The organism is Streptomyces sp. ISL-43 (assembly GCF_018614195.1).
Taxonomy (GTDB): Bacteria; Actinomycetota; Actinomycetes; order Streptomycetales; family Streptomycetaceae; genus Streptomyces.
Window position 1 is genome coordinate 193025 of the sequence record NZ_JAGGOT010000051.1, and the last position, 26829, is coordinate 219853.

Below are 26829 nucleotides of genomic sequence, written 5' to 3' on the forward strand. Positions count from 1 at the left end.
GGACATCGGGGACGGACATCGGGGACGGACATGGGCGGGAGGCGACGTGGCGGGGCGGCGCGCGGCCACGGCGCGGGGCATGGTGGTGGCCATGGACGTGGACGCGGTGATCTTCGAGTTGTACGGGCTGAAGCCGGTGGAGTTCACCGCGGCCCGCGACGCGTACGTGGCCCGGGCCCGCCGGGAGAAGGACAACGACGCGGCGGCGGCGATCGGACGGCTGCGCAAACCGAGGCTGGCCGTGTGGGCGGCGAACCTGCTGGCCCGGACCCATCCCGACCAGGCCGAGGCGCTGCTGCGCCTCGGCACGGAGCTGCGCCGTGCCCACCGGGAGCTGGACGGCGCGCAGCTGCGAGCGCTGACGCACGAGCAGCACCGGGTGATCGGTACGCTGCGCCGGGAGACGGTACAGCTCGCGGCCGGGGCGGGAGAGCCGCTCCGGGAGACGGTGATGTGGGAGATCGAGCAGCTCTTCCGCTGGGTGCTGGCCGATGAGGACGCGGCCCTCCAGTGGGCGGCCGGCCGCATGGTGAAGGCGCCGACCGGGGCGGTCGGGTTCGACGGCCTGGAGCCGGCCCCGGGCGCCGCACCCCCGCCTGCCGCTCCGGCATCCCACCGCTCGTCCGCCGCACCCCCGCCTGACGCTCCCGCACCACGCCGCACGGATGCCGCTGCCGCGCAGGCGGCGGACGACCACGAGGACCAGGTGGCCCGGCGGGCCGCCGAGAAGCGCCGGGCCCGGCTGGCAGCCGCCCGCGAACAAGCCGACGCCTCGGAGGAACTGCGACGCGCTGAGGAGCGCCTCGCCGAGGCGGCAGCAGCCCGGGACCGGGCCGAGGGCGACGCGGCCGCGCTGCGCGACGAACTCACCACCCTGCGGCAACGGGTGGAAGAAGCCCAGCGAGCGGCGCGGGAAGCGAAGCGCCTCCACCGCCAGGCCGGCCAGGAGCGGGCCAAGGCCCTGCGGGCGGTGGAGAGCGCTGCGCGTCGGCTCGAGGAGCTGGACCGGGGCGAGGACTGAAGCGCGCGGAACCCGGCCGGAGTGCTGCTCGGCCCCGAGGCCTTCCAGTGCTGCGACAGGCTAGACGGGTCGTGCCCGACTGGAGACGGTGACGTCGTCGACCCGCATCGGGTGGCCCGGTTCGGTGTCCGGGCCCGGGGCGGCGCCGTCGGCGAGGGGGAGGCTGCCGCCGATGGCGACGTTGAGGATCAGGAACAGTCCGTGGTCCACCGCCCGTTTCCAGGTCTCGGGGTCCATCCGGGACGCGGCCACCCGGTGGTGCACGCGGCCGTCCAGGTACCAGCGCACCTCCTCGGCGCCGGGGGAGAGGTCGACCTCGACGGCGTAGGAGTGGAATCCCGAGCGGCAGCCGTCGCACGGCTGCGGGCCCGAGCTCAGGCCCGCCGGTTCCTGGCAGGGGCCGCCCTGGAGGATCCCGCAGTGCATGGTCGCGAAGACGCTGTCCCGGCCGTTGACGGACTCCATGACATCGAGTTCCCCGACGCCGGGCCAGCCCGTGTACCCGTCGCGCAGCGGCGCCCCGAGGGTCCAGAACGCCGGCCAGTAGCCCGCCGCCTTCGCGCCCGTCACGCCGGGCAGCGCGATCGAGGCCTCGATGCGCAGCGTCCCGCCGGGGGGCGGTGCGAAGTCGGAGCGCCTGGTCTCGATGCGTCCCGAACTCCACCGGCCGTCCGTGCGGGTGGGGACGATCTCCAGCACTCCCTTGCCGTCGAGACGGACGTTCTCGCTCGCGTCGGTCATGGTCTCGACCTCGCCGGTGCCCCACTGGGGTGCGGGGCAGCCCGGGTAGCAAGTGCCGATGTCGTGAATCCAGTTGACGGCGGAAGGACGGCTGCCCGCGGGGCCGTCGAAGTCGTCCCGCAGCATCCGGGTCCACCCCGCCGCCCCGGGCGTCCCGGAGGCGGTCACAGCGGGCAGCGCCCCGGATTCGGTGAGCAGCCGCTCGAGCCGGGGGGTCAGGACGACGGCCGCGACATTGGTCAGGTGGGCGTCGTCCCGGTAGAGCAGGATGCGGTCCAGTACCGCCGGGCAGGTCGGGCCGTCACCCGGGCACAGGACCGGGTTCACGCTGACGCCGAGTACGCCGGGCAGCGCGCCGGAGGCGATCCGCCGCGCCAGCGGATCGGGCTGCTGGGAGTTCGTACGGCTGAACGCGCAGGCGGCGGGCGATTCGGGGCTGCCGGAGACACAGGCGGGGACGTCCGTGCCGGGCACGGGAGTGTCCTCGATGTAGACGATCGGTGCGCCGATCTCCCGCAGCGCCTCGAGGGTCTTCTCCCAGCCGGCGGCCGGCAGTTCGGGGTCCGCGGTGTAGCGGTTGAGCGAGGCGATCACGATGAGGCGGGGTGTGGGCTGGTGCCGCAGCCGGTCCAGGGTGTCGGCCCGCCACGTGTCGCACTCCCGGTAGGCGCGGCCGAGTTGGGGGCTGTCCACGGCCAGTTGTGGCAGCGGGCAGCCCTGCTTCACCAACTCCTGGAGCGCCCAGCCACGTTGCGAGGCCATGGCCAGCATCGCGGAGAACCACTGGCCGGCGTGCGAGTCGCCGAGCAGCACGATCCGGTCCGGGCTGTCCACCGCGCCGAACAGGCAGTCCGGGCTGCGGGTCACGGCAGGGGCGACCTCGCAGGCCCCGTCCGGCGGGAAGTCCTTGCGTGCCTGGGCGGGGCCGGGTACGACGGGGCCGTCGCCCAGCGGCGCCCCCGCGGTCCGGGCGAGCAGGTGCGGGCCGGAGGCGGCGCCCGGGGGAAGGCCGTTCAGCTCGACCGGCGTGGCCGGACCCAGCAGGTTCAGCGTGGTGGTGCCCACCACGAGCGCGAGCACGACGGGCAGCACGACGGCCGTGACACCCACCGACAGGCCACGGCGCGGGAGTTCGGAGACGGTGCGGCTGCGGCGCAGCGGCTGCTCGACCCAGCGCATGGTGGCGTAGGCGGGCAGTACGGCGCCCAGTGTGAGCGCTGCCTTCGCCGGCCAGCCCTGGGTGCCGAAACGGGCCTCGGCGAGGACGAGCACCGGCCAGTGCCACAGGTAGAGGTTGTAGGAGAGCCGCCCCACCGCCCGGGGCGCCCGGCCCGCCAGCAGCCGGCCGACTCCGTAGGCACCCATCGCGCTGTGCTCGCCCCGGCCGGGTATCGCGGCGAGGATGACGGCAGCGGTGGCCAGGGTCGGCACGAGGGCCGCGTAGCCGGGGTAGGGGGTGGAGGTGCCGTACGACACGGCGCACCAGACGATCGCCGCGCCCCCGGCCCACCCGCACAGCAGCCGCAGCGGCCTGGGACCGCGCATGAGGTGCCAGGGCAGCAGGGCGAGGAGCGCGCCGACGCCGAACTGCCAGACGCGCGAAGGCGTCGCGAGGTAGGCGAGCGAGGCGGAGTGGTCCGTCCAGCGCAGGGACAGTGCGAACGACCCGAGGACCAGCGGTACGGCGGCCAGTGCCACGGCGGAGCGTACGGCACGGCCACGGCGCACCGCCCGGGCCGCGCCGAGCACGATCAAGGCGAGCATCGGTGCCCAGAGGAGGTAGAACTGCTCCTCGACGGCGAGGGACCAGAAGTGCAGCAGCGGGCTCTGGTCGTGTCCGGCGGCGAGGTAGTCGGTCTGCTGGGCGATGAACCGCCAGTTGGCGGCGGAGAGGGCCGCCGCGACGACGTCCTGCTCCAGGCCGGCGCGGCGCAACGGTACGGTCAGCCAGGCTCCGGCCATGGCCACCGCGCCGAGCACGACGGCGGCGGACGGCAGGAGCCTTCGCGCCCGCCGGGAGAAGAAGTCCAGGAGCCGGATCCGCCCCGTGGTGACCGCCTCCCGGACGAGGAGGCCGGTGATGAGGTAGCCGGAGACGACGAAGAACACGTCCACGCCGACGAAGCCGCCCGCGAGCCCCGGAATCCCGGCGTGGAAGGCGAGGACCGCGAGGACGGCGACGGCGCGCAGTCCCTCGATGTCGGGCCGGAAGGCGGACCGGTGCGGGCTGGGTCCGGACTCGCCGCCGGAGCGCGACGGGGACGTCGGGGGACCGGGCGGCGGGGTGCTGTCGCGCCCTCGGTTGCGGCGCGCGCCGGGCGCCATGGGGAACGGCATGTTTGTGAAGCCTTTCAACTCAGCCAGGGAAGCATGGGGTTGACCCACCCGGATGCCAGCAGGCCGGTGAGCAGGAGGATCGCCGAGGCCGCGAGGGTTTCGGGCCAGCGGCGGGGCAGCACGCCGCTGCGGGGGCGCGGGAACGCCCGTACACCGGTGCGCCGGCGGACGGCGGCCGGAGCCGGGTCGACCCCGTCAGTGGTGTCCGTACGCTCGGAGGACGCCGCCGGGCGGAACTCGGTGATCAGGTCGCGGATCAGCGGACCATTGATGTGGCACTGCACCAGGAAGTAGAGGAGCAGGCCCCAGTTGGGCTCCCAGCCGTTGCGTGCCACGGCCAGCGCGAGACCCGCGGCGGCCGCGCCGTTGGAGAGGACGAGCCAGAGCAGCGAGACGCCCACCACCTGGCGGGCCATCCCGCCGCGGGAGGCTGAGCTCCGGGTGCCGGTGGGCACCCAGTCGGCGCTGCGGCCGCGCAGTGTGTGCAGGAACGCGGTGGCGGCGGCGACGCTCGTCAGGACGTTCGCCCGGATCACCTCCACCCGCCAGCGGGTCCGGCTGATCCGCGGCAGCAGCACGTGCCAGAGCCATAGCGGGGCGAGCAACGGCAGGACGTGCCAGGGCCGGATGTCGTCCGGGTACCAGAACATCATCACCAGGGGCGGCAGCGGAGCCGCGAAGGTGTTCACGGCGGCGGCCAGGTAGCCGACGACGCCCTCGTAGAAGCACAGTCGCATCCGCCAGGGCGCGCCCATCCGCCGCAGTACCGGGGTGCCGAGCAGGTGGAGGTTGCCCATCGCCCACCGGTACTGCTGGTTGACGAAGGAGGTGACTTCGTCGGGGGAGGTGCCCTTGGCGACCAACACCGGTACGTACAGGGTGCGGAACCCCTGTTCGTGCAGGGCGAGTCCGGTGTACAGGTCCTCGCTGTGGTCGAGGCGGGCGAAGCCGCCGGCCAGGTCGATGGCGCTGCGCCGGTAGACGGCGTTGCTGCCGCAGCAGATGGCGGCGTCGCTCGCGTCCCGGGACGGCTGGATCCAGCGGAAGAACCACTCCTGGGCGGAGCCCGCGGCCCGCTGGATCCAGCCCATGGTCTCGTCGGTGTCGAAGCACTGCGGGCTCTGCACGATGCCGACGGCGGGGTCGGACAAGTACGGGACGAGATGGCGCAGGAAGTCCGCCCGGGGTGCGAAGTCGGCGTCGAGGATGGCGATGAACTCGGCGCCGCTCAGGGTCAGCGCGTGGTTGAGGTTGCCGGCTTTCTTCAGGTGTCCCCGGTCCGGGCGTACGACGTACTCGTAGCCGTACGAGGCGGCCAGCGCGGCGACTTCGGGCCGGTCGGCGTCGTCCAGGACCCAAGTGGTCAGTGCGCCGGGCCAGTCGACGGCCGCGACGGCGCGGTAGGCGTTGGCCAGGACGGGGAGCGGTTCGCCGCAGGTCGGCAAGTACAGGTCCACGTCGGGTAGTCGGGCGGGCTGCCAGGCGTGTACGAGTACTTCGTGCGAGGGCCGGGTCAGCCGGCGCTGGCGCAGGCTGTTCACCGAGGAGAGGGCGAGGGCGACGACGTTGAGCCCGAGGACGGCGAGGAAGGCCCACAGGGCCGGGGTCCGCAGCGCGAAGGTGAACATGGTCGCCGCGGTGAAGACGAAGGCGAGCGAGGTGCTGATGAGGACCCAGCGTCGTTGCGGGCCGAAGTACCAGTAGAGCTCTTCGTCAGAAGGCGGTTGCGGAAGATGATGAAAGGTCATAAAGTCCCCCACGGCTGTTTTATGCGTCCGTGTCAGGTGGCCACCATAGCGCCAAAGGTATAGACCATTTGTTGCGGGACGGCCAACAGGCCGAATGAGCCACGGGATTGGCGCGTCTCATGTGGTCCAGACCTCTTGAGCGCCCATTCGACCGGCCGTGCCCCGTCCCGCCGGGAAGACGCAGGTCACGTGGGGGTGAACGGACCTGAAAGACTTGCGTGACCGGGCCGCGAACCACCACGAGACGTCGCGGCGACGCCATGGAGCGGGGCTCGTCACCGCTCACTTGACCCGCTATCGATGGCCCGGGTCTTCACGGGCCACGGTTCGCTTCGGCGCCCCGGGCAGCGCCGCCCCGGATCACGGCCTCGCCGCGCTCTGCGACAAGAGCGGACCGGGAAGGCGGAGGACGCTACCGGGTGTATCTGCGGATGCGGTAGCGCAGCCCGGACGTCGAGGACCGCCAGCCGCCGTCTTCGGTGAGACTCCACGTGGCGTCCGGTACCGGGGCGTAGGTATCGCCGTTCACGGGCGAGTCGACCTCGGTCACCGACAGCATCGCGGCGTGGGCCAGGGCCGCCCGGTAGATTTCACCGCCACCGATCACCCATGCCTCGGCAGGGACGGCTGCGCCCGGTTCCGGCGACTCGGCCGCGAGCTCCAGCGCGTGGGCGATGGACCCGGCACGCTCCGCGCCCTCGGCCGCCCACTGTGGGTCGCGCGTCACCACGATGTTGCGCCTGCCGGACAGCGGACGGAATCGTGGAGGCAGCGAATCCCACGTCTTGCGCCCCATCACCACGGGGTGGCCGAGGGTGGTCGCCTTGAAATGCGCCAGGTCCTCAGGCAGTCGCCACGGAATCGCGTTGTCCGCGCCGATCACACCGTCGGTGGTCTGCGCCCAGATCAGCCCGATGTTCATACCGCGACCGGAGCCTTGATGGCGGGGTGGTGCTGGTAGCCGAGGATTTCCACATCGGAGTAGGCGTAATCGAAGAGAGAGTCGGCTTGACGCAGACGCAGTCCGGGGAACTCGAACGGGGTGCGCGAGAGCTGCTCGGTCACCTGCTCGGTGTGGTTGTCGTAGATGTGGCAGTCGCCGCCGGTCCAGATGAAGTCGCCCGGCTCGAGGCCGACCTGCTGCGCCACCATGTGGGTGAGCAGGGCGTAGCTGGCGATGTTGAACGGGACACCGAGGAACAGGTCCGCGCTGCGCTGGTACAGCTGGCAGGAGAGCTTGCCGTCGGCGACGTAGAACTGGAAGAAGGCGTGACACGGCGCGAGCGCCATCGCGGGCAGTTCGGCGACGTTCCAGGCCGAGACGATCATCCGGCGGGAGTCCGGGTCGCGGCGCAGCGTGTCGAGGACCTCGCTGATCTGGTCGATGTGGCTGCCGTCCGGGGTGGGCCAGGAGCGCCACTGCACACCGTAGACCGGGCCGAGCTCGCCGTCCGCGTCCGCCCACTCGTCCCAGATGGTGACGCCGTGCTCGTGCAGCCAGCCGACGTTCGAGTCGCCGCGCAGGAACCACAGCAGCTCGTACACGATGGACTTGAGGTGCACCTTCTTGGTGGTGACCAGCGGGAACCCCTGCGAGAGGTCGTAGCGCAGTTGGTGCCCGAAGACACTCCGGGTGCCCGTGCCCGTCCGGTCGGCTTTGGCCGTCCCGGAAGTGAGCACCAAACGCAACAAGTCTTCGTACTGAGTATCCGCCACAGCCGTCGAGTCTACTGGGCTGCGGGTACGGCACCGTGACCCCGCCTTCGTGCGTACGTGACCGCGCTCCGTGACCGCGCTCCGTGACCGCGCTCCGTGACCGCGCACCGCGCTGGGCCGGTCCCCCTTCCACGGGCCGTCGCGCCCGCAGGCCGGTGGCGTGTTCGGCACCATCGCGGAGCTGCTCCCCCGGCTCGGCGCGATCGTCATCGAGCCGGGCAGGGCCGGAGTCGTGTGCCGGGCGCAAGAGCACGCACACCCTCCGGCGGACATGCGAGACGCGCCATCGTCATCGAGATGACCCGCGAGGCCTCGAGGCCGCTCTCACGGGGGCGCGTCAGCCCTGACGGGCAAGACGCCGGTGCGCCGTGCGATCGATCGCCGCTGCCTTGTCGCTCGCGACGCGGGAGCCGTCGCCGCCGGGGCGGCGACGGCTCCCGTAGGAGAAACGGGTGTCAGGGGCAGCTGATGCGGATGTCGCCCGTGTCGGTGGTGCAGGTGTCGGTGCCGCTGCCTCCGTTGGCAGTGTCGTTGCCGGAGACGCCGTCGGTGGTGGTGAGGCGGTCGTTGCCGTAGTAGCCGGTCAGGGTGTCGTTGCCCGGACCGCCGTTCATCGTGTCGTCGCCGAAGCCGCCGTCGAGGTTGTCGTTGCCGTAGCCGCCGTGCACGGTGTCGTTGCCGTAGCTCGCGCGCACGGTGTCGTTGCCGCCGAGGGCGCAGATCACGTCGTTGCCGTATCCGCCGTTCAGGGTGTCCGCGCCGCTGGTCCCGATGATCGTGCAGCCGCGGGCGTTGTTCACCGGGGTGGTCGCGGTGGCCGTGTTGTCGGAGGTCGCCGGGTCCGGCTGGGCGGCGCTGACGTTGACCGTGTTCGTGACCGTTCCGGTGGCCCTGGGCTCGGTCGTCACGCTGACCGTCGCGCTCGCACCCGGCGCCAGGGAGCCGAGGGCGCAGTTGGCCCCCGTCGCGGTGGTCGTACAGGTGCCTTGCGAGGGAGCGGCCGAGACGAGGGTCACGCCGGCTCCGGAGAGGGTGTCCGACAGCGTGACGCCGGTCGCGGTGGCGGTGGAGCTCGCGGAGTTGGAGACCGTCACCACGTACGAGGCGCGGTCGCCGATGCTCACGGCGGTCGTACCGGTCTTCGTCACCGACAGGTTCGCGCTCGGCGGCTGGGGCGGGGTCTCGTCGCCGCCCTGGTAGCGGGCGAGGGCGAAGGCGAAGCCCGCCCCGTAGCCGGCCGCGACGATCTTGCCGTCCGGCTGTACGAGCACCCCGCGGGCCTCGTCGAAGTCCCCGAAGCCGGTGACCACGAAGCCGTCGCCGCCGAAACCGGTGTCCACGGTGCCGTTGGTGTTGAAGCGGGCCAGGCCGAAGTCGTTGGCCTCGGAGCTGTTCGGGTCGTCAGCCCGGCCGGCGAGGACGATCTTGCCGTTCTGCTGGAGCGCCATGGCGTACGCGATCCCACCGTCGCCGGGGAAGCCGACCGAGGTGCGCCCGCCGGTGCCGAAACCGCTGTCGGGGCTGCCGTCGGCGTTGTAGCGCAGCAGGGCGAAGCCGGCGCCTCCGGAACCCGCGGCGAGGATCTTGCCGTCCGGCTGCACCGCCACGGCGTTGCCGAACTCGGTGCCGCCGAAGTCCGCGGTCACCATGCCGTCACCGCTGAAGGTCGTGTCGAGGCTGCCGTTGGGCAGGTAGCGGGCCACGCCGATGTCGAAGGCGGTGTTGCCCACGTAACCGACCGAGACGATCTTGCCGTCCGGCTGGAGTGCCATGCCGCGGGCGATGCCGCCGCTGTCCTGCGGCGAGGTGGGCGTGAAGCCCGCGACCACCGCCCCGTCGCCACCGAGACCGGGGTCCAGGTTCCCGTTGGTGTCGAGGCGTACCAGCGCGAAGCCGCCACCTCCGCCCTTGCCCGCGGCGATGATCTTGCCGTCGGGCTGCACCGCCACGTCGGCGCCGTCCGCGGACCCGCCGAACTCCTCGACCCGTCGCAGGCCGCCGTCGCCGAAACCGGTGTCCAGACTGCCGTCCGTGTTGTAGCGGGCCACGGAGAAGAAGCAGCAGCCACCGCCCTCCTCCGCGATCACCTCGGTGGTGCCCGCCACGACGATCTTCCCGTCCGAGGGCTGGATCGCCACCGCGTTGGCCGCGTGGGCGCCGCCGCCGAAGTCGCTGGTCACCGTACCGTCACCGCCGAAGGCGGTGTCCAGGCTGCCGTCGGTGTCGTAGCGGCCGAGGGCGAAGCCGGCCTCGCTCAGGCCCACCACGACCAGCTTGCCGTCGGCCTGCCGCGCGATGTCGTGACCTTCCGCGTAACCGCCGATGGCAGTGGTCACCCGGCCGTCGGGCCCGAAGCCGGGATCCAGATCGCCGGGGGCGGCCAGCGCGGTGCCGGGCAGCGCCAGTACGAGCGCCAGACCGAGCGCGGCGGCCGACACCCCGGCCCTCCTGCCCGGCCTGCGGCGCCCTTCGGCTGGTCTCGGATGTGCGTGGATCATAGGCGTACGGACCTCCGGTCTTCGCGGCGTGCGGGGAGCAGCGCACAGCTTCGTACCGGAGCCACCCACGGCCCGGAGAGCCGTGCCGTACTGCGCCCACTGGACCCAGGGGAACCACCCCGGCGGGGGAGCGCGCGGGGCGAGCGCGCTCTGGGCGGCGGTCCGCGCGCGGCGGGCCGGTGGGTGCGGAGTACCTCGAGGCTGTCGGGCGAGCTGACGTGACGTCGGGATCAGGGACGGGCCGGGCCGGGCCGGGCTGTCAGATCACGTCCCAGGGGATGTCGGCCCAGGCGGTGTCGAGAGCATTTCCCAAAGCGCCGTCGTCGTCGGTGAATGTCACCTTGTCGATACTGGCCAGCGGTTGGCTGGGGCAGTGGGAATTGGTTGCCGCGGCAGCCCGCATCGCCGGAAGGTCGTCCGCGGTCAGACGCCTCGTCGACCAGGGCGTCCCGATCCGCGTCAAGCCACCCTGCAGCAACTGCATGGTGATGCCCGGCAGGACGTCGGCCTGGGGCCATACGACCTGCTGCCCGTCCCAGAACGCGACGTTCCACACCGATCCCTCAAGAAGGCCCCCGTCGCGCCCCATGAACAGGACGTCGTCGAATCCGGCCGCTTGGGCCTGGCGCCGCTGATAGGTGAGCCCCATCGTCGCGGCGTGCTTGAGGTGCGGCAGCTCGCGTTCGTACGTCGCCGTGCGCACCCGCAGTGCCGGTCGCGGCGCATCGCCAACGGGGTCGGACACGGACACCATGACATCGGTCTCCGCTTCGGGCGCGCCGACGTCAGGTACGACGGTCACCCTCACCGATGCGTCCCGCACCTCGCCGAGCGCGTGCCGGATCAACTCCCGAATCCTGCCGTCGTCGCTCTCGACGCCCTCGCCGAAGAGCGCGAGCGACCCTCCCTCCAGCCTCCGCAGGTGCAGGTCGAGGCCACGGACCGACCCTTCGCGCACCTGCATCGAAGTGAAGTGCCCGTAGTTCCACGTGGCGACTCGGTGCAGGTCCGCGACCTCTGGGGGCCGGCCGTTGATCTCTATGTTCAGCACCCGGGTCATGCTGTCACAGCGCGACCCGAACAAGATCGACAGGGGGCGCGGGACGGCGCCGGCCCTCGCACCGGATGTCCCTTCGATGAGTTACGCCGACACGGTACTGGGCGTGGGACCGCCGGCGTCTGGTCGAGGTGCGAACCGTCGTCGGTGACGCCGGCGGTCCCGCCAGGATCCACCTGCGGCACGCCAGCGGCCGGATCACCGAACGCGACCCCCACGCGGTGGCACGGGTCCTGGTGATCCACGACAACGTCAACGACGACTCGGCGAAGCTTCGCCTGCGCTTGGACCGCAGACGGCTCGCCGGGCGTCCGGGCCGTCCCCCCAAGCTCACGGAGTGGCGCGAGACGTGTCCAAGAGCCGACGTCAAGGGCAGGAACGCCCGGTGGGGCATGCCGGGAATCCCCGACTGACACAAGCCCCCGGCAAGATCCGAAAGAGACGGCCTGGGTGTAGTGGATCCACGGCTCCGCCGTGCACCCGGCGCAGCAGAGGACGCGGGGTTCCTGGCGCGGGAGCCGTGGCAGGCAGCGACCAAGGACCGCCTGGGCGCCGCCGCGGCCGCGCTGGTGGAGCCCGGATCGCGGGGGCTGCTGGACGCGGGGACCGCGACGGTGCACGTTGCCGGGCACCTGGCGGCCCGGGCCCCGCTGACGGTCGCCGTGCTGAGCCTTCAGGCCACGGTGTGCCTGGCCGACCGGGATCACCGCCGCGGAACCTGATCGTTCGATCGTTTTGATCGGTCTTGATCTACTCTATTGACCCGAGGCGGCCATTCGATCAATATCCCCGCATGACCCTTCCCGGACTGCCCCCCGAAGACCGCGAGTCGAGCCCGTACACCGGCTACACCCGCGCGCACTGGGAGGCGGTCGCCGACGGGCTGCTGCACGCGGCCTGGCGGTGGGCCACGCCGCGCGGGGCCCTGCTCGACCTGCCGGGACGGCCTTCCGCCTCCGGAGTGCGCTCGGACGGGCTCGAAGGGTACGCGCGCACGTTCCTCGCCGCGGCGTTCCGCGTCGCGGGCGCCGGCGGCGAGGACCCGCACGGCTGGCTGGAGCGGTACGCGGACGGGCTGGCGGCGGGGACCAGGACTCCGGGCCGTGACGACGCGGAGTCCTGGCCGGTCATCCGCGATCTGCACGTCCAGGGCCAGCCGATGGTCGAGTCGGCCTCCGTTGCCCTCGGGCTCCGGCTTACCCGGCCGTGGTTGTGGGACCGCCTCGACAGCGCGGTGCGGGACCGGGCGGAGGAGTGGCTGCGAGGCGCGATGCGCCATGTGCCGGCCCCCAACAACTGGTACCTCTTCCCGTACACCGTGGCCGGATTCCTGGAATCGGTGGGCCGCGCGGACGCGGAGACGGCCCGGGTCCGCCGCCGCGCCTGCGACCTGCTGGAGGGCTGGTACGCGGGCCAGGGCTGGTACGCCGACGGCGACGGCCGCGCCTTCGACCACTACAACGGCTGGGCGCTGCACCTGTACCCGGTGCTCGACGGTCATCTCGCCGACCCCTCGGACCGGGTGGCGGCCCCGCACGGCGACCGGCTGCGGGCACACCTGGACGGCTACTCCCTGCTCTTCGGGGCGGACGGGGCGCCGATCCACTTCGGACGCTCCCTCACCTACCGGTTCGCCGCCGCGTCCGCCGTCGGCCTGGGCTCGGTCACGGGCAACACCCCTCTCGGCCCCGGCACTTCGCGCCGCCTGATCAGCGGATCGCTGCGTTACTTCCTCGACCGCGGCGCCGTCGGCGGCGACGGGCTGCTCAGCCTCGGCTGGCACGGACCGCACGAAGCGACGCTTCAGCCCTACTCCGGTCCCGCGTCGCCCTATTGGGCGTCGAAGGCATTCGTCTGCCTGCTGGCGCCGGCGACGCATCCGCTGTGGACGGCCACCGAGGAACCCGCACCCAGCGAGGTGTCGGACCGAGCGCTCGGGCTGCCCGCGCCGGGCCTGTTGATCCAGACGACCCGCGCCGACGGGATCGTACGCCTGCACAACCACGGCAGCGACCACGTGGTGCCCGACGAGGCCGAGTCGGCGGCGGCGCAGGACCCGCTCTACGCCCGCCAGGCCTACTCCACCCGCACCGGCCCCACCGCGCGCGGCAACACCCCCGACAACCACCTCGCCGTGGTCGTGGCAGGTGATCGCAGTGCCCGGCGCCGCATCCACCCCCGCGGTGCCGGGGGCGGCGATGGCTGGGGCTGGGCCGCGTCCTGGCACCGGCCGGTCTTCCCGGGCGGCACGCCCACGGTCCCGGGCCTGCGCGTGGAGAGCGTCACCGTCGTCCGGGGCCGCCACGAACTGCGCGTACACCGGGTTCACGGAGCTCCGCACGGCGCCCGCGTCGAACAGACCGGCTGGGCCACGGGCCCCGGGGAGCCGCTGCGTTCAGGGCTCCACCCGCTGCACGGATGGGGCGCCCTGGACGAAGTCAGGGCGCCTGCCGGGACCGCCTTCACACCGTGGGCCCGAATGCCGCGCCTTGTCGCCGAGGCACGGGGAACGTCCCTCTACGCGGCGTTGGCCACGCTCACCGGCGAGCCGGAGCCGGCTCCCCTCTCGGAGGCGGCCACCGTGGTGAGGGCGGACACCGATACGGTCGAGGTGCGGTGGGCGGACGACGGATCGCTGACCCGGATCGCCTTCGAGCCCTTCGCGGTGGAGCACCTGCCCCGCGCCGAAGCAGCCTGACCGACCCGACGAGGTGAACTCAGCTTTCCGCGACTGCCGACTCGAGCAGGGACAGGGTCCGGTTGTCCGCGTCCACGTCCGCGCGGACACCGAGGGGCATCGGCAGGTTCGGCGAGGTGTGGCCGAAGTCGACTTGGGCGAGGACAGGGATGTCCCGCTGCGCCAGGACGTCGAGAACGACCTCGCGCAGACCGACCCGCTCTCCGCCCGCCTCGTAGGGCGTGACGTCACGCGGGAGGCCGACCACCATGCCCGCGATCCGGTCCAGCACGCCGGACAGCCGCAGGGTGTGCAGGTCGGTCCAGATCCGCGTGACCGGCCGCTCCACCTCCTCCCAGAACAGGACGGCTCCGTCGAACCGTTCGGCCGGCAGCGCGAACGGCGTCGCCTGCAGTTGGACCAGGCGGTTCAACAGGCCGCCGACCAGGGGTCCCTGCGCACGGCCCGGCTGCCAGGTCTCCCAAGTACCCCGCGCCGGCAGCACGCCTGGCGCCTCGTCCTTGGTGAGCACACGGGTGTAGAGGTCGACGAGCTCGCTGCGACGGGCCTCGTCGCCCAGCGTGTACCAGTCGCTGCCGAATCCGTGGGTGGCGATGTCGGCGTGGAAGCCGACGAGACCGGTCTTGGCGTGCAACGCCATGTGCAGCAGCGAGATGTCGCTGTAGCCGAGGATCGGCTTCGGGTCTGCCCGGACCGCGTCCAGGTCGATCAGATCGAGATAGCCGATCGTCGTCTGACCACCGGTGTGAGCGACGATGGCCCGCACCTCCGGATCCCGGAGCAGGGCATTGAGCTCGGCAGCCTGTTCCGCCGGAGCGCCCGACGCCCACCAGCGGCTCCGCGCCGGGTCGACCATCGGGCTGACCCGCACACGGAAACCCATCCGCTCCAATATCGCCACACCGCGGGCGAGGAGCGGCTCCTCACCCGGCTCGAGCCGGCCCGAGGGGGCGGCGACCACGACGAGGTCGCCGAAACGCAGCGCGCGCGGACGAAGGACCGTAGACATAAAACCTCCTGGTTGATCGACAACGGCGGACAACCGCGCCGGCATCGCCGCTATTCCGCCTCCTCGATCAACCGACGGGTCACTCGACACCGGCGACGGCGTGGATCTCGGCCGGGTCCTGACCGGCCCGCCCGAGCCGCTGGTCCACCGAGGTCCGTGGCTCGCCGAGCGTGCCCGCCTCCGTTCCCGCGTCCTTCATGCAGGTGCGCCAGGAGTCCTGCGCCGCGAGGTAACGAGGGTCGGCCCGGGCCTTGTCGACCACGGCGTCGCCCAGGACCTGGAAGGTGTTGTAGAGCTTGTAGTGCTCCGGCCCGAAGAGCCGGGACTTGGCGTCGCTGACGCAGGAGTCCGAGTGGTAGTAGAACTGCCGCTCCATCGGCATCCGCAGATCCACGCGGTGGGCCGGGGTGCCCAGCAGAGCGTCCTTCCAGCTGTCGTTCGCGCTCTCGCCGGCGTTGGCGTCCGCCGGCGGTTTCACGGCCAGCGCGGTGCTGGTGATCCCGTACCCGTCGTCGACCGCCTGCGCGACGGTGAGCAGCCCGTACGGATTGATGTCGGCGACGCGGTTTCCGGTGGCCGGCGGCTGGGGGTGGTAGGTGAAGCCCCGTCGCTCCATGCAGGCGGTGACGAGGCCCTCCTCCGCCGTGTGCGGGGCCGCGCGCTGCGGCTCGGAGTAGTAGGTGACGCCCTGGAAGGGGCGGCGCTCGCGGCCGGCGCGACGGCCGCCGCGCCGAGGGCCACTCCTGCCGCCATGCCGAGGGCGACGAGCGATCGCTTGAAGTTCATGACTTGGTCTCCGTCTCTCATGGACCGGTGTTCCGGTACGCCTTGAGGCTGTCGGAGACGGCCAACCGGCGACCAACGCGAGACCAACGAGGGCCCGTTGGCGGGCCGGCGAGACGCGGCTGACAGCGCCGGCGGTGGAGCCGCGAGCGCCCTACCCGATGTTCGGGAGGCCTGTCGCGCCACTGTCCGGGCGGCCGGTGCGGCGCAGGGTGGCGGGTGTGGTCCCGTACCAGCGCTGGACCGCCCGGCGCAGGGCACGGGCATCGGCGTAACCGCTCCGGGTGGCTACCGATTCGACGCTGAGGTCCGTGCCGTGCAGCAGCCGCGTGACGTGGTCTCGACGTACGGTTTCGACCTCGTGGCTCCACGTCGTGCCGTGTTCGTCCAGGCGGCGCTGGAGGGTTCGCGGGCTGACGGTCATGCGCCCCGCCACCGCGGACAGCGTGGGCGTGGTCTCGTCGTGGGCGGAGGCCAGGGCGGTACGGAAGAGGTCCAGCCAGTTGTGCAGCGGGATCGCCGTGGCGAGGGTCTGGTCGGCGTGTCTTCTGAGAACGGTCGACAGGCCGGGTTGGGCGTGTGGTGTCGGGGTGTTCAGGTCGGAGGCGAGGAAGGTGATCGAGCTGGCCGGCGCTTCGAACTCGATGCCGCGGGTGCCGTACAGCTCGGTCAGGGCGTGGTGCCGGCGGGGCGCCTTGGCGGCCAGGGAGACGCGGAGGGGAATGAGGCGCTGTCGCGCGGCTTCGCTGAGCCGGCGCTGGTACAGGCCGAGCGCGTAGGCGCGGATGGCGCACGCGGCCTCGTAGGTCAGATCGGCCTCGTTGACATGGCTGATGGTGACGTGTTCGCCGTCCTCGGTGATCCGGAGGTTGTCCGTACCGATGTCGGCGACGGTGGCGAAGTAGGCCGAGGCGTCCCGGATCCCTTCGAGCGGTGTGGGCGCGGAGGTGATCAGGTAGTCCCAGACCCCGAGGCTGCCGATGCTCGACTGCTGTGCCAGCAGCACGGACATCTCGGTCCAGGGCGCGTGGACTGTCGTGAGTTCCGCGATGCGGATGCTCGTGGCCGCGGGGGTGCGGCACAGGTCGTCGTTGAGGTGCTCGGGAGCCAGCCCCAGCAGGTGCGCGTATCCGTGCGGGGGTATGCCGAGCAGCCGCGCGACGTTGACGCTCAGACGGGTGAGGGCGGAGGAGGTTGTCCCCTGATGTGCATGCGAGACCACAGGGGCAGAGCATAGACCAGCACGAATTACCAGGTCATCGTCGGGGTTTGGCGCCTGGTGTCCCCATCATGGCGTGGAAGGTCCGCCTGTGGCGTGGTCGGTCCCCTTGCTGGCGCGTGCTGTCAGGGGCCGGGCGATCTTCTCGGCCATAGCGTGGTGATCATCGCGCACGGTGCGGACGGCGGGATGCGGTGAAGGCCGTGTCGGTCGTGTCAGTCGTGACCCCGTGGAACGGGGTCATCTCCGGCGCGGAGCACGGGAGGTCCCGACCGGATCGCAGCCCCCCCACGGGGGTGGGGGGCCTCAGGATCCTGTGAAACGGGGTCACCTCCTGTGCTCCGCGCGGGAGGTTGCGGCCGGAGTGGAGCTGGGGCGCCGAAGGCATGGCCTGCGCTTCTCAGCTGACCAGTCCGGTTCGGCACCTCGACTTCCTCACCCGGAACCCGGTCCCCACCATCGCCGCCATCCGTCGCGCCCCTGCCTCCTGGCACGAGCCGATCTGCCGCTGGGCGTGCCACGTCATGAGCGAGGGCACGTCGACGCGGGGACGGCAGGCTCAGCCGCGGCGGCATTCACCTGTACGGGAACCGGCCACCCGAATGCGTACGGGCGGCCGGGCCGCCCCGGGGCGGCCCGCGGGGCAGGTGGAGCAGTCCGGCTGCACATGGCGCGCCGCCATGGTGGGATCGGCGAGGTGAAGGATCCCTTTGGCTGTGACGAGCTGGCTCTCCTGGCGTGCTCCGGGACCACGGACCGGGCGGCGGCGCGCCGCGCTGTCGCTTCACGCGCCGCCGACCCCGGAGATCTGGCGCTGCTGCTGGACATACTCGGCCTGGCGCCCGAAGACGACCCGGCACACGATCCGGGCAGGCCGGGTCCCTCCCGGAGGTGACGCAGGTGCACCGGAGCCGCCGCGGTCGGTCGTGAGGCCCCGGCGGCGCTGGGAGAACGACTCAGTAGGCATGTCCCGCATGTGCGAGCGCCTGCTTCAGCAGTACGCCCTGTCCGCCCGGCATCTCGCTCTGCACGGCTTGGGAGGCTGCTTCCTCCGGGCTGAACCAGACCAGGTCCAGCGCGTCCTGCCGGGGCCGGCAGTCGCCGGACACCGGCACGATGTAGGCGAGGGACACCGCGTGCTGGCGCGGGTCGTGGTACGAGGTGATGCCCGCCGTGGGGAAGTACTCGGCGACCGTGAAGGGCTGCAGGGAGGCGGGGACGCGGGGCAGGGCCACCGGGCCGAGGTCCTTCTCCAGGTTGCGCAGCAGCGCGTCACGGACCCGCTCGTGGTGCAGGACGCGGCCGGACACCAGGGTTCGGCTGACCGTTCCGTCCGGACCGATGCGCAGCAGTAGCCCGATGCTGGTGACTTCGCCGCTGTGGTCCACGCGCACGGGCACGGCCTCCACGTACAGGATCGGCATCCGTGCCCTGGCCAGTTCCAGCTCATCCGTGGTCAGCCAGCCGGGCGTGGTCTCGGTCGTGTCAGACATTGCTTGATCATACTTTCCGGGTGTGGCGGCCGCCAGGATCCACGGGCCGAATCCGATACGCGCATGCGTCCAGTGGTGCCCCACGGAGTGGCCGAACTGCCTGGCCGGACCACAGAGCGGTGGGCATGCGGGCGCGGCGGCCGAGACGGACATCGCCCACGGGTCAAGGGTCAGAGGCTCGTGAGCAGGTCGTCGAGTGGCGCCGGTACGCGGTCGGGGTCGAGGGCCTCGACGAGGACGCGGCCGTAGCGGATCTTGCGCCCCTTCTTCGTGCCGAGGAAGCGCCGCAGCTGCTGCTGTGCGGTGCGGCCCTGCTGTGCGGGCTGGCGCATGAAGGTCTGGAGGGCGCGTATGTCGCCCTCCGCCCGGACGAGCTCCTCCACCCGTGTCACGCCCAGCGCGCGGATGAGCTCTTCTTCCAGATCGGCCGCGCAGACGAAGAACCCGTGCTGTGCCGCACCGGCCCGTTCCAAGCCGCGGTCGTAGTAGCCGCGCTCCGCCTCATCGCACAGTCCCGTGAGGCGCAGACCCAGGCCGGGTGGCCCGAGGAGGCCGGCGAAACGTCCGACGCTCATCGCGCCGCCCATCGGCAGGACGCAGACTCCTTCGGCCGCCAGGTTCCGGCCGCGGCTCGCGGCCAGCGCGTCGACCGCCGCGGCGTCGCTCGGCCCTTCGAGCAGGACGACGGCCCGGACGGGCAGCCGTGCGGCCAGCTCGTGCGCGGGCCCGCCGGGGCCACCGGCGGCCCAGGCGGTCACCGTCTCCCGGAACGCCCCCATGTCGGCCATGAGAGGAGTCTCCGCCTTTTCCGGCTGCCACGGTAAGGAATATTCCCCGGCGCGTCGATCGGCGGTGGGCATCGGGCCCGGCGGTCCGGAGCAAGGAGGAAGCTGCCGCAAGGTGCAGTCCGCCCCCGCCGTTCCAAGAGGTCGGACGTACGGCAGATGGCGGACGGAACTTGTGGAGCCGCCTCCCCGTCAGCACGCTTGCCCCATGCTCTCAGCCGCCCCCGATCCGATCCGCTCTCCTGTGACAGCCCGGCCGGCCGGCTCCCGTCGGGCACTGGTGGCGGGGTCCGTCGGCAACTTCATCGAGTGGTACGAGTTCGGCGTCTACGGCTACTTCGCCACCGTCATCGCGGCGCACTTCTTCACCCCCGAGGGCGGCAGCGACGTGGAGGCGCTCGTCAAGACGTACGCGTCGTTCGCCCTCGCGTTCTTCTTCCGGCCCGTCGGGGCGGCCGTGTTCGGGCGCCTCGGTGACCGGATCGGCCGACGGCCGACGCTCGTCCTGGTCATCTGCCTGATGACCGGCGCCACGACGCTCATCGGCGCGCTGCCGACGTACGAGTCCATCGGTGCTGCCGCACCGTGGCTGCTGACGCTGCTGCGGATCCTGCAAGGGCTGTCGGCGGGCGGGGAGTTCGGGGGAGCGGTGTCGCTCATGACGGAGTGCGCGCCCCCCGGCCGCCGCGGGCGGTACGGGGCGTGGCAGTCGTTCACGGTGTCGCTCGGCCTGCTCGCGGGCGCCGGCATGGCGGCGCTCCTGGCGACCGTACTGACCACCTCGCAGCTGAACGGGTGGGGCTGGCGGGTGCCCTTCCTGCTGACGCTGCCGCTCGGATTCGTCGCGCTGTGGCTGCGGTTGCGCCTGGACGAAACACCCGCCTTCGCGTCGGCCGTCGGCGAGAGCGGCGAACCCGTGCGCCGGCCGCCCGCCGGAGAGACGGTCAGGGCGGTCGCGCTGGGCGCCGGGCGGCTCATGGGGTGGTCGGCGGCCGGCTACACCTTCCTGGTGGTGCTGCCCTCGTACCTCCAGAGCACGCTGAACGCGACGTTCCAGCAGGCGCTGGTCGCGACCGTCCTGGCGAACCTCGGGTTCGCGGCGTCGATCCTGCCGGCCGGCACGGTGAGCGACCGGATCGGGCGGCGGCCGGTGATGCTGGCCGGAGCGCTGCTGGTCGCCGTGCTCGCGCTGCCGCTCCTGCACCTGGTGCAGGACACCGGTGCGCCGGTGTACGCGAAGGGGGCGGCGCTCTTCGCGGCGGGGGCCGCCGTCGGGCTGATGGCGGGGCCCGGGCCCGCGATGCTGGCCGAGATGTTCCCGACCACGGTGCGCTACACGGGGCTCGGGCTGGCGTACGCGCTGTCCAACGCCGTGTTCTCCGGCTGTGCGGGGCTGATCATCACCGAGGTCGTCGAGTGGACCGGGGACGTCGACGTTCCCGCGTACTACGCCGCGGCCGCCTGCGCGGTCAGCGCCGTCGCGCTGCTGACGCTGCGTGGCGACGACCACGAGCGGGCGCTGCGGTGAGCGCCCTGCGGGTGGTCGGGCTGATGTCCGGCACGTCGTACGACGCCATCGACGCGGCTGCCGCCGACCTGGCTCTGGACGGGGACACGCTGGTGCTCACGCCGCTGGGCATGATCAGCACGGTGTACGGCGACGATCTGCGGGCGGAGCTGGCCGGGGCACTGCCGCCCGCCGGGACGGATCTGGCCACGGTGTGCCGGCTCGACACGCGCATCGGACAGGCATTCGCCGAGGCGGCGGTCCGGGCCGACCTCGAACTGTGCGACGGACGCGCCGACTTGATGGCCTCGCACGGGCAGACCGTCTACCACTGGGCCGAGGCCGGCCGGGTGCACGGCACGCTCCAGATCGGCGAGCCGGCCTGGATCGCCGAGGCGACCGGCCGCCCCGTCGTCTCCGGCTTCCGTACGCGGGATGTGGCCGCCGGGGGTCAGGGCGCGCCCCTGGTGAGCGTCGTCGACGTCATGTGGCTGCGGGGGCGGCCGGGGGTGCCCGTGGCGCTCAACCTGGGCGGAATCGGGAACGTGACGGTGGTTCCGGACGGGGTGGGTGGTGGCGAACCGCTCGCCTTCGATACCGGGCCCGCCAATGCGCTGATCGACGCGGCGGTACGGGAGCTGGCAGGGCGCGACGCCTTGGGCGGGGCGTACTCCATGGACGTGGACGGCGCGCTCGCCGCACGGGGAAGCGTGCATCCGCGGCTGCTGCGACAGCTGTTGGACGAGCCGTACTACGGCATGCCGGCGCCGAAGACGACGGGCAAGGAACTGTTCCACCTGCCCTATCTGCGTGCGGCGCTGGGCGTGTGCGGGCCGCTGTCCGCCGAGGACGTCGTCGCCACCCTGACCCGGCTCACGGCGCGGACCGTCGCCGACGCCGTACGGCCCTTCGGGGCGACGGAAGTGATCGCGTCGGGCGGCGGGACCCGCAACCCGGTACTGATGCGGTGGCTGCGGGAGGAGCTCGCCGGATCCGACGGAGGCGTACCACTGCGGACGTCGGACGAGCTGGGACTGCCGTCGGGCACGAAGGAGGCGTACGCCTTCGCCGTCCTGGGCTGGCTCACCGCGCACGGTCTGCCCGGCACGGTCCCTTCCTGTACCGGTGCCGGGCGCGCGAGCGTCCTCGGCTCGGTCACGCCCGGCGGAGCGGGCCTGCGCCTGCCGGAGCCGCTGCCGACGGCGCCCACGCGCCTGACCGTTCGCGTCACGCCCGCCCCGATGTGAGGAGGGCGCGAGATCGGGCCGCGTCCGGCCGTGTACGCGCGGTGCGCGGGCCACGGGTGTCCCGAAGCGGACCCGGACGATCGAACATACGATGGGCGGAACCGGGTGCGGGCGGCTCCCCGCGCCGCCAGCCCAGGCCGCTCGGGGCGGGGAGGCGTATGGCAGAGGTCGCCGACACAGCGCGGACCGTCATCCTGACCGTGGACGACGACCCGGGAGTGTCCCGTGCCATCGCCCGTGACCTGCGGCGCCGCTACGGCTCCGGGTACCGGATCGTGCGCGCCGAGTCCGGCGAGTCCGCGCTTCAGGCGCTGCGCGAGCTGAAGCTGCGGGGCGACCTGGTGGCCGTGATCCTCGCCGACTACCGCATGCCGCAGATGAACGGCATCGAGTTCCTCGAACAGGCCCTGCACGTGTACCCGGGCGCGCGGCGCGTGCTGCTGACCGCGTATGCCGACACCAACGCGGCGATCGACGCGATCAACGTCGTCGACCTCGACCACTACCTGCTCAAGCCGTGGGACCCGCCGGAGGAGAAGCTCTACCCGGTCCTGGACGACCTGCTGGCGGCCTGGCGCTCCAGCGACTACCGGCCGGTACCCGCCACCAAGGTGGTCGGGCACCGCTGGTCGGCGCGTTCATCGAGCGTGCGGGAGTTCCTGGCCCGCAACCAGGTGCCGTACCGCTGGTACTCCTGCGACGAGCCGGAGGGACAGCGACTGCTGGAGGCGGCCGGGGCCGACGGACACCGGCTTCTCCGACGGCTCGGCGATCGCCGCGCACAGCGTCATCCTGGCCACCGGAGTGTCCTACCGGCAGCTCCGGGCGCCGGGCTGCGACGACCTGACCGGCTGCGGGGTGTACTACGGCTCCTCGCTCACCGAGGCGTCCGCCTGCCTGGAGCAGGACGTGTACATCGTCGGCGGCGCCAACTCCGCCGGACAGGCGGCGATGTATCTGGCGCGGGGCGCGAAGTCGGTGACCCTGCTGGTGCGCGGGGAGTCCCTGACCGCGTCGATGTCGTACTACCTGATCCAGCAGATCGAGGCGGCGCCGAACATCACGGTGCGGCCCCGGACCGTCGTCGAGGCGGCGCACGGCGACGGGCACCTGGAGCAGCTCACGCTGCGGGACGTGCGGAGCGGTGCGACCGAACTCGTCGACACCCAGTGGATGTTCGTCTTCATCGGCGCGGCCCCGCTGACCGACTGGCTGGACGGTACGGTGCTGCGCGACGAGCACGGCTTCATCCTGGCAGGGCCCGACCTCACCCCGGACGGACGGCCGCCCGCCGAATGGGAGCTGGACCGCCCGCCCTACCACCTGGAGACCAACATTCCCGGCGTGTTCGTGGCGGGCGACGCGCGCGCCCGGTCGGCGAAGCGCGTCGCGTCCGCCGTCGGAGAGGGAGCCATGGCAGTGATGCTCGTCCACCGGTATCTGGAGCAGTCGTGACCGGGCAGGTCATGCCCTGCAGCCCGCAGGAGATCGCTTCGCTGTTCCTGTTCGAGAAGCTCTCCCCGGAGCAGCTCGGGCGGCTGTGCGCCGAGGGGCGGACGGAGCGTTTCGAAGCCGGTCCCGTGTACACCGAGGGAGACCCGGCGACCTGCTTCTACGTGATGATCGAGGGCACCGTCGTACTGTCCCGCCGGGTCGGCGGCGACGACGTGGAGGTGGGCCGGACCTCGCAGCGCGGGGTGTACGCGGGGGCCATGCAGGCCTACCTGGGCGACCGCGTGCCGCAGACGTACAACAACTCGATGCGGGTCACCGAGCCGACACGGTTCTTCGTGCTGCCCGCGCAGTCCTTCGCGGACGTCATGCGGGAATGGTTCCCGATGGCCGCGCACCTGCTGGAGGGGCTCTTCTTCGGATCGAGGAGCACCCAGCAGGCCATCGGACAGCGTGAGCGGCTGCTGGCCCTCGGCTCGTTGTCCGCCGGGCTCACCCACGAACTCAACAACCCGGCCGCGGCGGCGGTCCGGGCCACCGCGGCGCTGCGCGAACGCGTGGGCAAGATGCGGCACAAGCTGGCCCACATCGCCCAGGGCAACTACTCGCGCGAGGCACTCGCCGACCTCATCGAGATCCAGGAACGCACCGCCGAACGCGTCGCCAAGGCACCGGTGTTGAGCCCTCTGGAGGCGTCCGACCGGGAGGACGAGCTCGCCGACTGGCTCGAGGACCACGGCATCGCCGAAGGCTGGCGGATCGCACCGACCTTCGTCCAGGCCGGCCTGGACACGGACTGGCTGGAGCACGTCGCCGCGACCGTGGCCGAGGACCTCCTGCCGGGGGCCATCGGCTGGCTCAACTACACGGTCGAGACCGAACTGCTGATGGACGAGATCGACGACTCCACCACCCGTATCTCCCACCTCGTGGACGCCGCCAAGCAGTACTCGCAGCTCGACCGGGCCCCGCACCGGGTCGTCGACGTCCACGAGCTCCTCGACAGCACCCTGCTCATGCTCTCGGGCAAGATCGGCCCCAGGATCCAGGTGGTCAAGGAGTACGACCGCTCCGTGCCGGACGTGCCCGCGTACCCGGCGGAACTCAACCAGGTGTGGACCAACCTCATCGACAACGCCGTCTCCGCCATCGGGAGCACGGGCCGCGACGGCACGCTGACGGTCCGCACCGCACGGGAGGGAGACCGGCTGCTGGTCGAGTTCCGGGGCACCGGGCCCGGTATCCCGGCGGACATCCGCAGCCGCATCTTCGATCCCTTCTTCACCACCAAGCCGGTCGGCGAGGGCACCGGTCTCGGCCTGGACATCTCCTGGAGGATCGTCGTCAGCAAGCACCACGGGAGCCTCCAGGTCGAGTCCGCACCGGGCGACACCCGTTTCCAGGTACTGCTGCCGCTGACCGCCCCGGATACCGATACCGATACCGATACGGATACCGAGCCCGGAAACGAGAGCACCGAGGAGTCCGTATGACCGGCATCGACGGAGTCGACCCGAGCGCCCCGCCCACCGGCACCGGCTGCGTCGAGTGCGACGCGGCGGGCGGCTGGTGGTTCCACCTGCGGCGCTGCGCCCAGTGCGGCCACATCGGCTGCTGCGACTCCTCGCCCGCCCAGCACGCCACCGCCCACTGGAACTCCACCGGCCATCCCCTGGTGCAGAGCCCCGAACCGGGCGAGGACTGGTTCTGGGACTACGCCGGCAACGAGCTGTACGAGTCCGGACCCGAGCTGACACCGCCGGCCGGCCACCCGGCCGACCAGCCGGCGCCGGGACCGTCCGGCCGGGTCCCGCAGGACTGGGCGCGGCTGCTGCACGGCTGACCGGGCCCAGCCGAGGGCAGCCCCGGAGCCGACCAGGTCAGGAAGTGCTGCCGCGGAAGGCCGTGGCCCGCACGCTGGTGCCGCACAGTGCGAAGTTCCCGCCGTCGTCGGGCGCCAGCTGGAGCCCGCCCCGTCCCACGCCCAGCACCATCGAGGGCGCCACGGTCGGCTCGGCGCCGGAGGAGCAGTACCCGCCTGCCTCGCCCAGCACCGGGGCGAAGGTGAGCTGAGTCCAGGCCCGGCCGCCGACCGGCAGATGCACGGCGCGCGCCTGGCCCTGACGGACCACGTTCAGGGGCTTGTGGCGGTCCGGCGAGCCCTGACCGGCGAGGGCCACGGTGGGGTATCCCTTCAGGACGCACGCCTTCGGACCGTCGTTGATCAGGGAGATCCGGACCTGGCCGGTCCCGATCCGCTGAGCGCTGTCCGCGATGAGCTGCTCGCTCGTACAGGAGGGCACGGCGCCCGCCCGCTCCCCGGCCGTCTCCTGCGCCGCCGCGGCCGTACCCACGGCCGACAGCAGGCCGAAGGTCACGGCACCCACCACGAGCCGAAGAGCCGGGGCCCAGGCCGCGCCGCCTCGCGTTGCGCCCGTCATGGAGTCTCCTCACGGTTCGCGGGAATCCCGCTCACTCCGGCCGCGCATCCCCGACGCGCGGGCCCTTTTACCCGGCGCCTTGGGGTGCGTCAAGTCCCGAATGTCCGGAACGTGACCGGGGTGTGCCCGCCGGGGCTTACTTATGGAGCGGAAAGGCTTCACCGGAAACGGAACGAGGCAACAGGGCAGAGACGGAAGACCTCCTCCCGGAGGCTTCCTCCTCTCCCCGATATCACCGCACCGTCCCGAATCCCCGGGGCACCTCAATTGTTCATCACCTAGGAGACCATCATGAACCGCAAGATTCGTTTCGCGACGCTGGCCGCTTCCATTGCTGTGATCGGTGGAGGGATCGTCCTTCCGGCCTCCGTGGCGACGGCGGCTCCGATGCCCGGCCACGTGGCCACGGCCCTCCCGACCGACGGAGGCAAGGGCGGCGCAGGCGGTAAGGGCGGCGCCGGCGAGGTCGGCGGCGGCGGCGGCTCCGGCGGTGCCGGTGGGGCCAGCGTCAAGGGCAAGGGCGGCGACGGCGGCGTCGGCGGCGACGGCGGCTTCGGTTGGAGGACCGGTGGCGGCGGTGGCGGCGGCGGTGGCGGCGGCGAGGGCAAGGTCGGCGGCAACGGCGGCGGCGGCGGCAACGGCGGCATCGGCGTCTTCGAGCAGGGCGGCGACGCCGGAGCCGGCGGTGGCGGCGGTGACGGCAGGGACAAGGGCGGCAACGGCGGCAACGGCGGCCGTGGCGGCGACAGCCTGAACGACGGTGGCGCCGGCGGCGCGGCCGGTGACGGCGGCAACGGCAAGATCGGCGGCGCCGGTGGTGACGGCGGGCCCGGAGGCCTCGGCCTCGGGTTCAAGTTCCCCTTCTAAGCGCCGGATCCGGCTCGACGGGGTGGAGGCCTTCAGGGCCTCCACCCCCACCTCCCACCCCCTTCTCATCCCCCCACCCCCCTTGATCACGGCAACGGAGAAATCCCATGTTCACGACTTCCTGGCAGCGTCCGCTCATCCTGGCGGCGGTCTCCCTGGCCTTCGTCACCGGTACGGCGTGTGCCGCGCAAGCGTCGGAGCACCCCACCT

General features: G+C 72.2%; 21 protein-coding genes and 1 pseudogene. 10 read left to right on the forward strand and 12 right to left on the reverse strand.

From position 1 onward, the window contains the following. The first annotated feature begins 46 nt into the window (after positions 1-46). Positions 47-1021 carry a hypothetical protein gene (locus J7F03_RS28085; RefSeq protein WP_214954289.1) on the forward strand — a complete coding sequence of 325 codons (975 nt, stop codon included), beginning with the start codon at positions 47-49 and terminating at the stop codon, positions 1019-1021. A gap of 60 nt (positions 1022-1081) precedes the next feature. On the opposite strand, the gene J7F03_RS28090 is transcribed toward J7F03_RS28085, so the two are convergent. From J7F03_RS28090 to J7F03_RS28115, 6 genes are all read right to left on the reverse strand, one after another. Further along, entirely contained in the window at positions 1082-4099 is a 3018-nt protein-coding gene (locus J7F03_RS28090; protein ID WP_214954291.1) for an SGNH hydrolase domain-containing protein, read from the reverse strand. Positions 4100-4113: 14 nt separating this feature from the next. After that, the gene (locus tag J7F03_RS28095) at positions 4114-5847 is read right to left on the reverse strand and encodes a glycosyltransferase family 2 protein (RefSeq protein ID WP_214954293.1); all 1734 of its coding nucleotides are present in this window, start codon (positions 5845-5847) and stop codon (positions 4114-4116) included. 412 nt (positions 5848-6259) lie between these two features. After that, positions 6260-6769 (reverse strand): dihydrofolate reductase, encoded by a 510-nt coding sequence (locus tag J7F03_RS28100; RefSeq protein WP_214954295.1) that lies wholly within the window; start codon positions 6767-6769, stop codon positions 6260-6262. Then, on the reverse strand, positions 6766-7563 hold the full coding sequence (locus tag J7F03_RS28105) for a thymidylate synthase (protein ID WP_214954297.1): 798 nt from the start codon (positions 7561-7563) through the stop codon (positions 6766-6768). The genes J7F03_RS28100 and J7F03_RS28105 overlap by 4 nt, the downstream gene beginning before the upstream one ends. Positions 7564-8018: 455 nt before the next feature. Beyond that, a complete protein-coding gene (locus J7F03_RS28110) occupies positions 8019-10001 on the reverse strand; it encodes a calcium-binding protein (RefSeq protein WP_308379999.1) in 1983 nt (660 codons plus the stop codon). A 319-nt stretch (positions 10002-10320) separates the two neighbouring features. Beyond that, positions 10321-11112 (reverse strand): aminotransferase class IV, encoded by a 792-nt coding sequence (locus J7F03_RS28115; RefSeq protein WP_214954302.1) that lies wholly within the window; start codon positions 11110-11112, stop codon positions 10321-10323. A 137-nt stretch (positions 11113-11249) separates the two neighbouring features. On the opposite strand from J7F03_RS28115, the gene J7F03_RS28120 reads away from it, so the two are divergent. The 3 genes from J7F03_RS28120 (at position 11250) to J7F03_RS28130 (ending at position 13816) form a co-directional block, all read left to right on the forward strand. Continuing rightward, entirely contained in the window at positions 11250-11531 is a 282-nt protein-coding gene (locus J7F03_RS28120) for a hypothetical protein (protein ID WP_214954304.1), read from the forward strand. Positions 11532-11573: 42 nt separating this feature from the next. Continuing rightward, positions 11574-11840, forward strand: coding sequence for a hypothetical protein (locus J7F03_RS41405; protein WP_308380000.1), 267 nt, complete (start codon positions 11574-11576; stop codon positions 11838-11840). 71 nt (positions 11841-11911) lie between these two features. Then, positions 11912-13816: a DUF2264 domain-containing protein gene (locus J7F03_RS28130; RefSeq protein ID WP_214954306.1), complete on the forward strand. Its 1905-nt coding sequence runs from the start codon at positions 11912-11914 to the stop codon at positions 13814-13816. A 19-nt stretch (positions 13817-13835) separates the two neighbouring features. Here J7F03_RS28130 and J7F03_RS28135 read toward each other — a convergent pair whose 3' ends face one another. From J7F03_RS28135 to J7F03_RS28155, 5 genes are all read right to left on the reverse strand, one after another. Continuing rightward, positions 13836-14825: an LD-carboxypeptidase gene (locus tag J7F03_RS28135; protein WP_214954308.1), complete on the reverse strand. Its 990-nt coding sequence runs from the start codon at positions 14823-14825 to the stop codon at positions 13836-13838. A gap of 79 nt (positions 14826-14904) precedes the next feature. Then, the gene (locus J7F03_RS28140; RefSeq protein ID WP_214954310.1) at positions 14905-15441 is read right to left on the reverse strand and encodes a hypothetical protein; all 537 of its coding nucleotides are present in this window, start codon (positions 15439-15441) and stop codon (positions 14905-14907) included. Between the two features lie 321 nt (positions 15442-15762). Beyond that, entirely contained in the window at positions 15763-16830 is a 1068-nt protein-coding gene (locus J7F03_RS28145) for an AraC family transcriptional regulator ligand-binding domain-containing protein (RefSeq protein WP_214954312.1), read from the reverse strand. Positions 16831-17783: 953 nt separating this feature from the next. Further along, the gene (locus tag J7F03_RS28150) at positions 17784-18320 is read right to left on the reverse strand and encodes an NUDIX hydrolase family protein (RefSeq protein ID WP_214954314.1); all 537 of its coding nucleotides are present in this window, start codon (positions 18318-18320) and stop codon (positions 17784-17786) included. Positions 18321-18490: 170 nt separating this feature from the next. Continuing rightward, entirely contained in the window at positions 18491-19108 is a 618-nt protein-coding gene (locus J7F03_RS28155) for a TOPRIM nucleotidyl transferase/hydrolase domain-containing protein (RefSeq protein WP_214954317.1), read from the reverse strand. 205 nt (positions 19109-19313) lie between these two features. Here J7F03_RS28155 and J7F03_RS28160 point away from each other — a divergent pair, with 205 nt between their 5' ends. The 5 genes and pseudogenes from J7F03_RS28160 (at position 19314) to J7F03_RS28180 (ending at position 25154) form a co-directional block, all read left to right on the forward strand. Then, on the forward strand, positions 19314-20633 hold the full coding sequence (locus tag J7F03_RS28160; RefSeq protein ID WP_214954320.1) for an MFS transporter: 1320 nt from the start codon (positions 19314-19316) through the stop codon (positions 20631-20633). A 5-nt stretch (positions 20634-20638) separates the two neighbouring features. Further along, positions 20639-21859, forward strand: coding sequence for an anhydro-N-acetylmuramic acid kinase (locus J7F03_RS28165; protein WP_214954358.1), 1221 nt, complete (start codon positions 20639-20641; stop codon positions 21857-21859). A gap of 158 nt (positions 21860-22017) precedes the next feature. Beyond that, positions 22018-23314, forward strand: a pseudogene (locus J7F03_RS28170) (FAD-dependent oxidoreductase). Next, positions 23311-24804, forward strand: coding sequence for an ATP-binding protein (locus J7F03_RS28175; protein ID WP_214954322.1), 1494 nt, complete (start codon positions 23311-23313; stop codon positions 24802-24804). Before J7F03_RS28170 ends, J7F03_RS28175 begins: the two are co-directional and overlap by 4 nt. After that, positions 24801-25154 (forward strand): UBP-type zinc finger domain-containing protein, encoded by a 354-nt coding sequence (locus tag J7F03_RS28180; protein ID WP_214954324.1) that lies wholly within the window; start codon positions 24801-24803, stop codon positions 25152-25154. The genes J7F03_RS28175 and J7F03_RS28180 overlap by 4 nt, the downstream gene beginning before the upstream one ends. Before the next feature lie 37 nt (positions 25155-25191). Here J7F03_RS28180 and J7F03_RS28185 read toward each other — a convergent pair whose 3' ends face one another. Further along, a complete protein-coding gene (locus J7F03_RS28185; protein ID WP_214954326.1) occupies positions 25192-25752 on the reverse strand; it encodes a DUF4232 domain-containing protein in 561 nt (186 codons plus the stop codon). Positions 25753-26043: 291 nt separating this feature from the next. Here J7F03_RS28185 and J7F03_RS28190 point away from each other — a divergent pair, with 291 nt between their 5' ends. Further along, complete coding sequence (locus J7F03_RS28190) at positions 26044-26619, forward strand: hypothetical protein (protein WP_214954329.1); 576 nt, start codon at positions 26044-26046, stop codon at positions 26617-26619. Positions 26620-26829: the final 210 nt, after the last annotated feature.

Excerpts from the sequence above, each read along its gene's own strand:
- J7F03_RS28090 (WP_214954291.1), bottom strand. The coding sequence starts at position 4,099 with ATGCCGTTCCCCATGGCGCCCGGCGCGCGCCGCAACCGAGGGCGCGAC.
- J7F03_RS28095 (WP_214954293.1), bottom strand. The coding sequence starts at position 5,847 with ATGACCTTTCATCATCTTCCGCAACCGCCTTCTGACGAAGAGCTCTAC.
- J7F03_RS28100 (WP_214954295.1), bottom strand. The coding sequence starts at position 6,769 with ATGAACATCGGGCTGATCTGGGCGCAGACCACCGACGGTGTGATCGGC.
- J7F03_RS28130 (WP_214954306.1), top strand. The coding sequence starts at position 11,912 with ATGACCCTTCCCGGACTGCCCCCCGAAGACCGCGAGTCGAGCCCGTAC.
- J7F03_RS28135 (WP_214954308.1), bottom strand. The coding sequence starts at position 14,825 with ATGTCTACGGTCCTTCGTCCGCGCGCGCTGCGTTTCGGCGACCTCGTC.
- J7F03_RS28140 (WP_214954310.1), bottom strand. The coding sequence starts at position 15,441 with ATGGAGCGACGGGGCTTCACCTACCACCCCCAGCCGCCGGCCACCGGA.
- J7F03_RS28150 (WP_214954314.1), bottom strand. The coding sequence starts at position 18,320 with ATGTCTGACACGACCGAGACCACGCCCGGCTGGCTGACCACGGATGAG.
- J7F03_RS28155 (WP_214954317.1), bottom strand. The coding sequence starts at position 19,108 with ATGGCCGACATGGGGGCGTTCCGGGAGACGGTGACCGCCTGGGCCGCC.
- J7F03_RS28160 (WP_214954320.1), top strand. The coding sequence starts at position 19,314 with ATGCTCTCAGCCGCCCCCGATCCGATCCGCTCTCCTGTGACAGCCCGG.
- J7F03_RS28180 (WP_214954324.1), top strand. The coding sequence starts at position 24,801 with ATGACCGGCATCGACGGAGTCGACCCGAGCGCCCCGCCCACCGGCACC.
- J7F03_RS28185 (WP_214954326.1), bottom strand. The coding sequence starts at position 25,752 with ATGACGGGCGCAACGCGAGGCGGCGCGGCCTGGGCCCCGGCTCTTCGG.
- J7F03_RS28190 (WP_214954329.1), top strand. The coding sequence starts at position 26,044 with ATGAACCGCAAGATTCGTTTCGCGACGCTGGCCGCTTCCATTGCTGTG.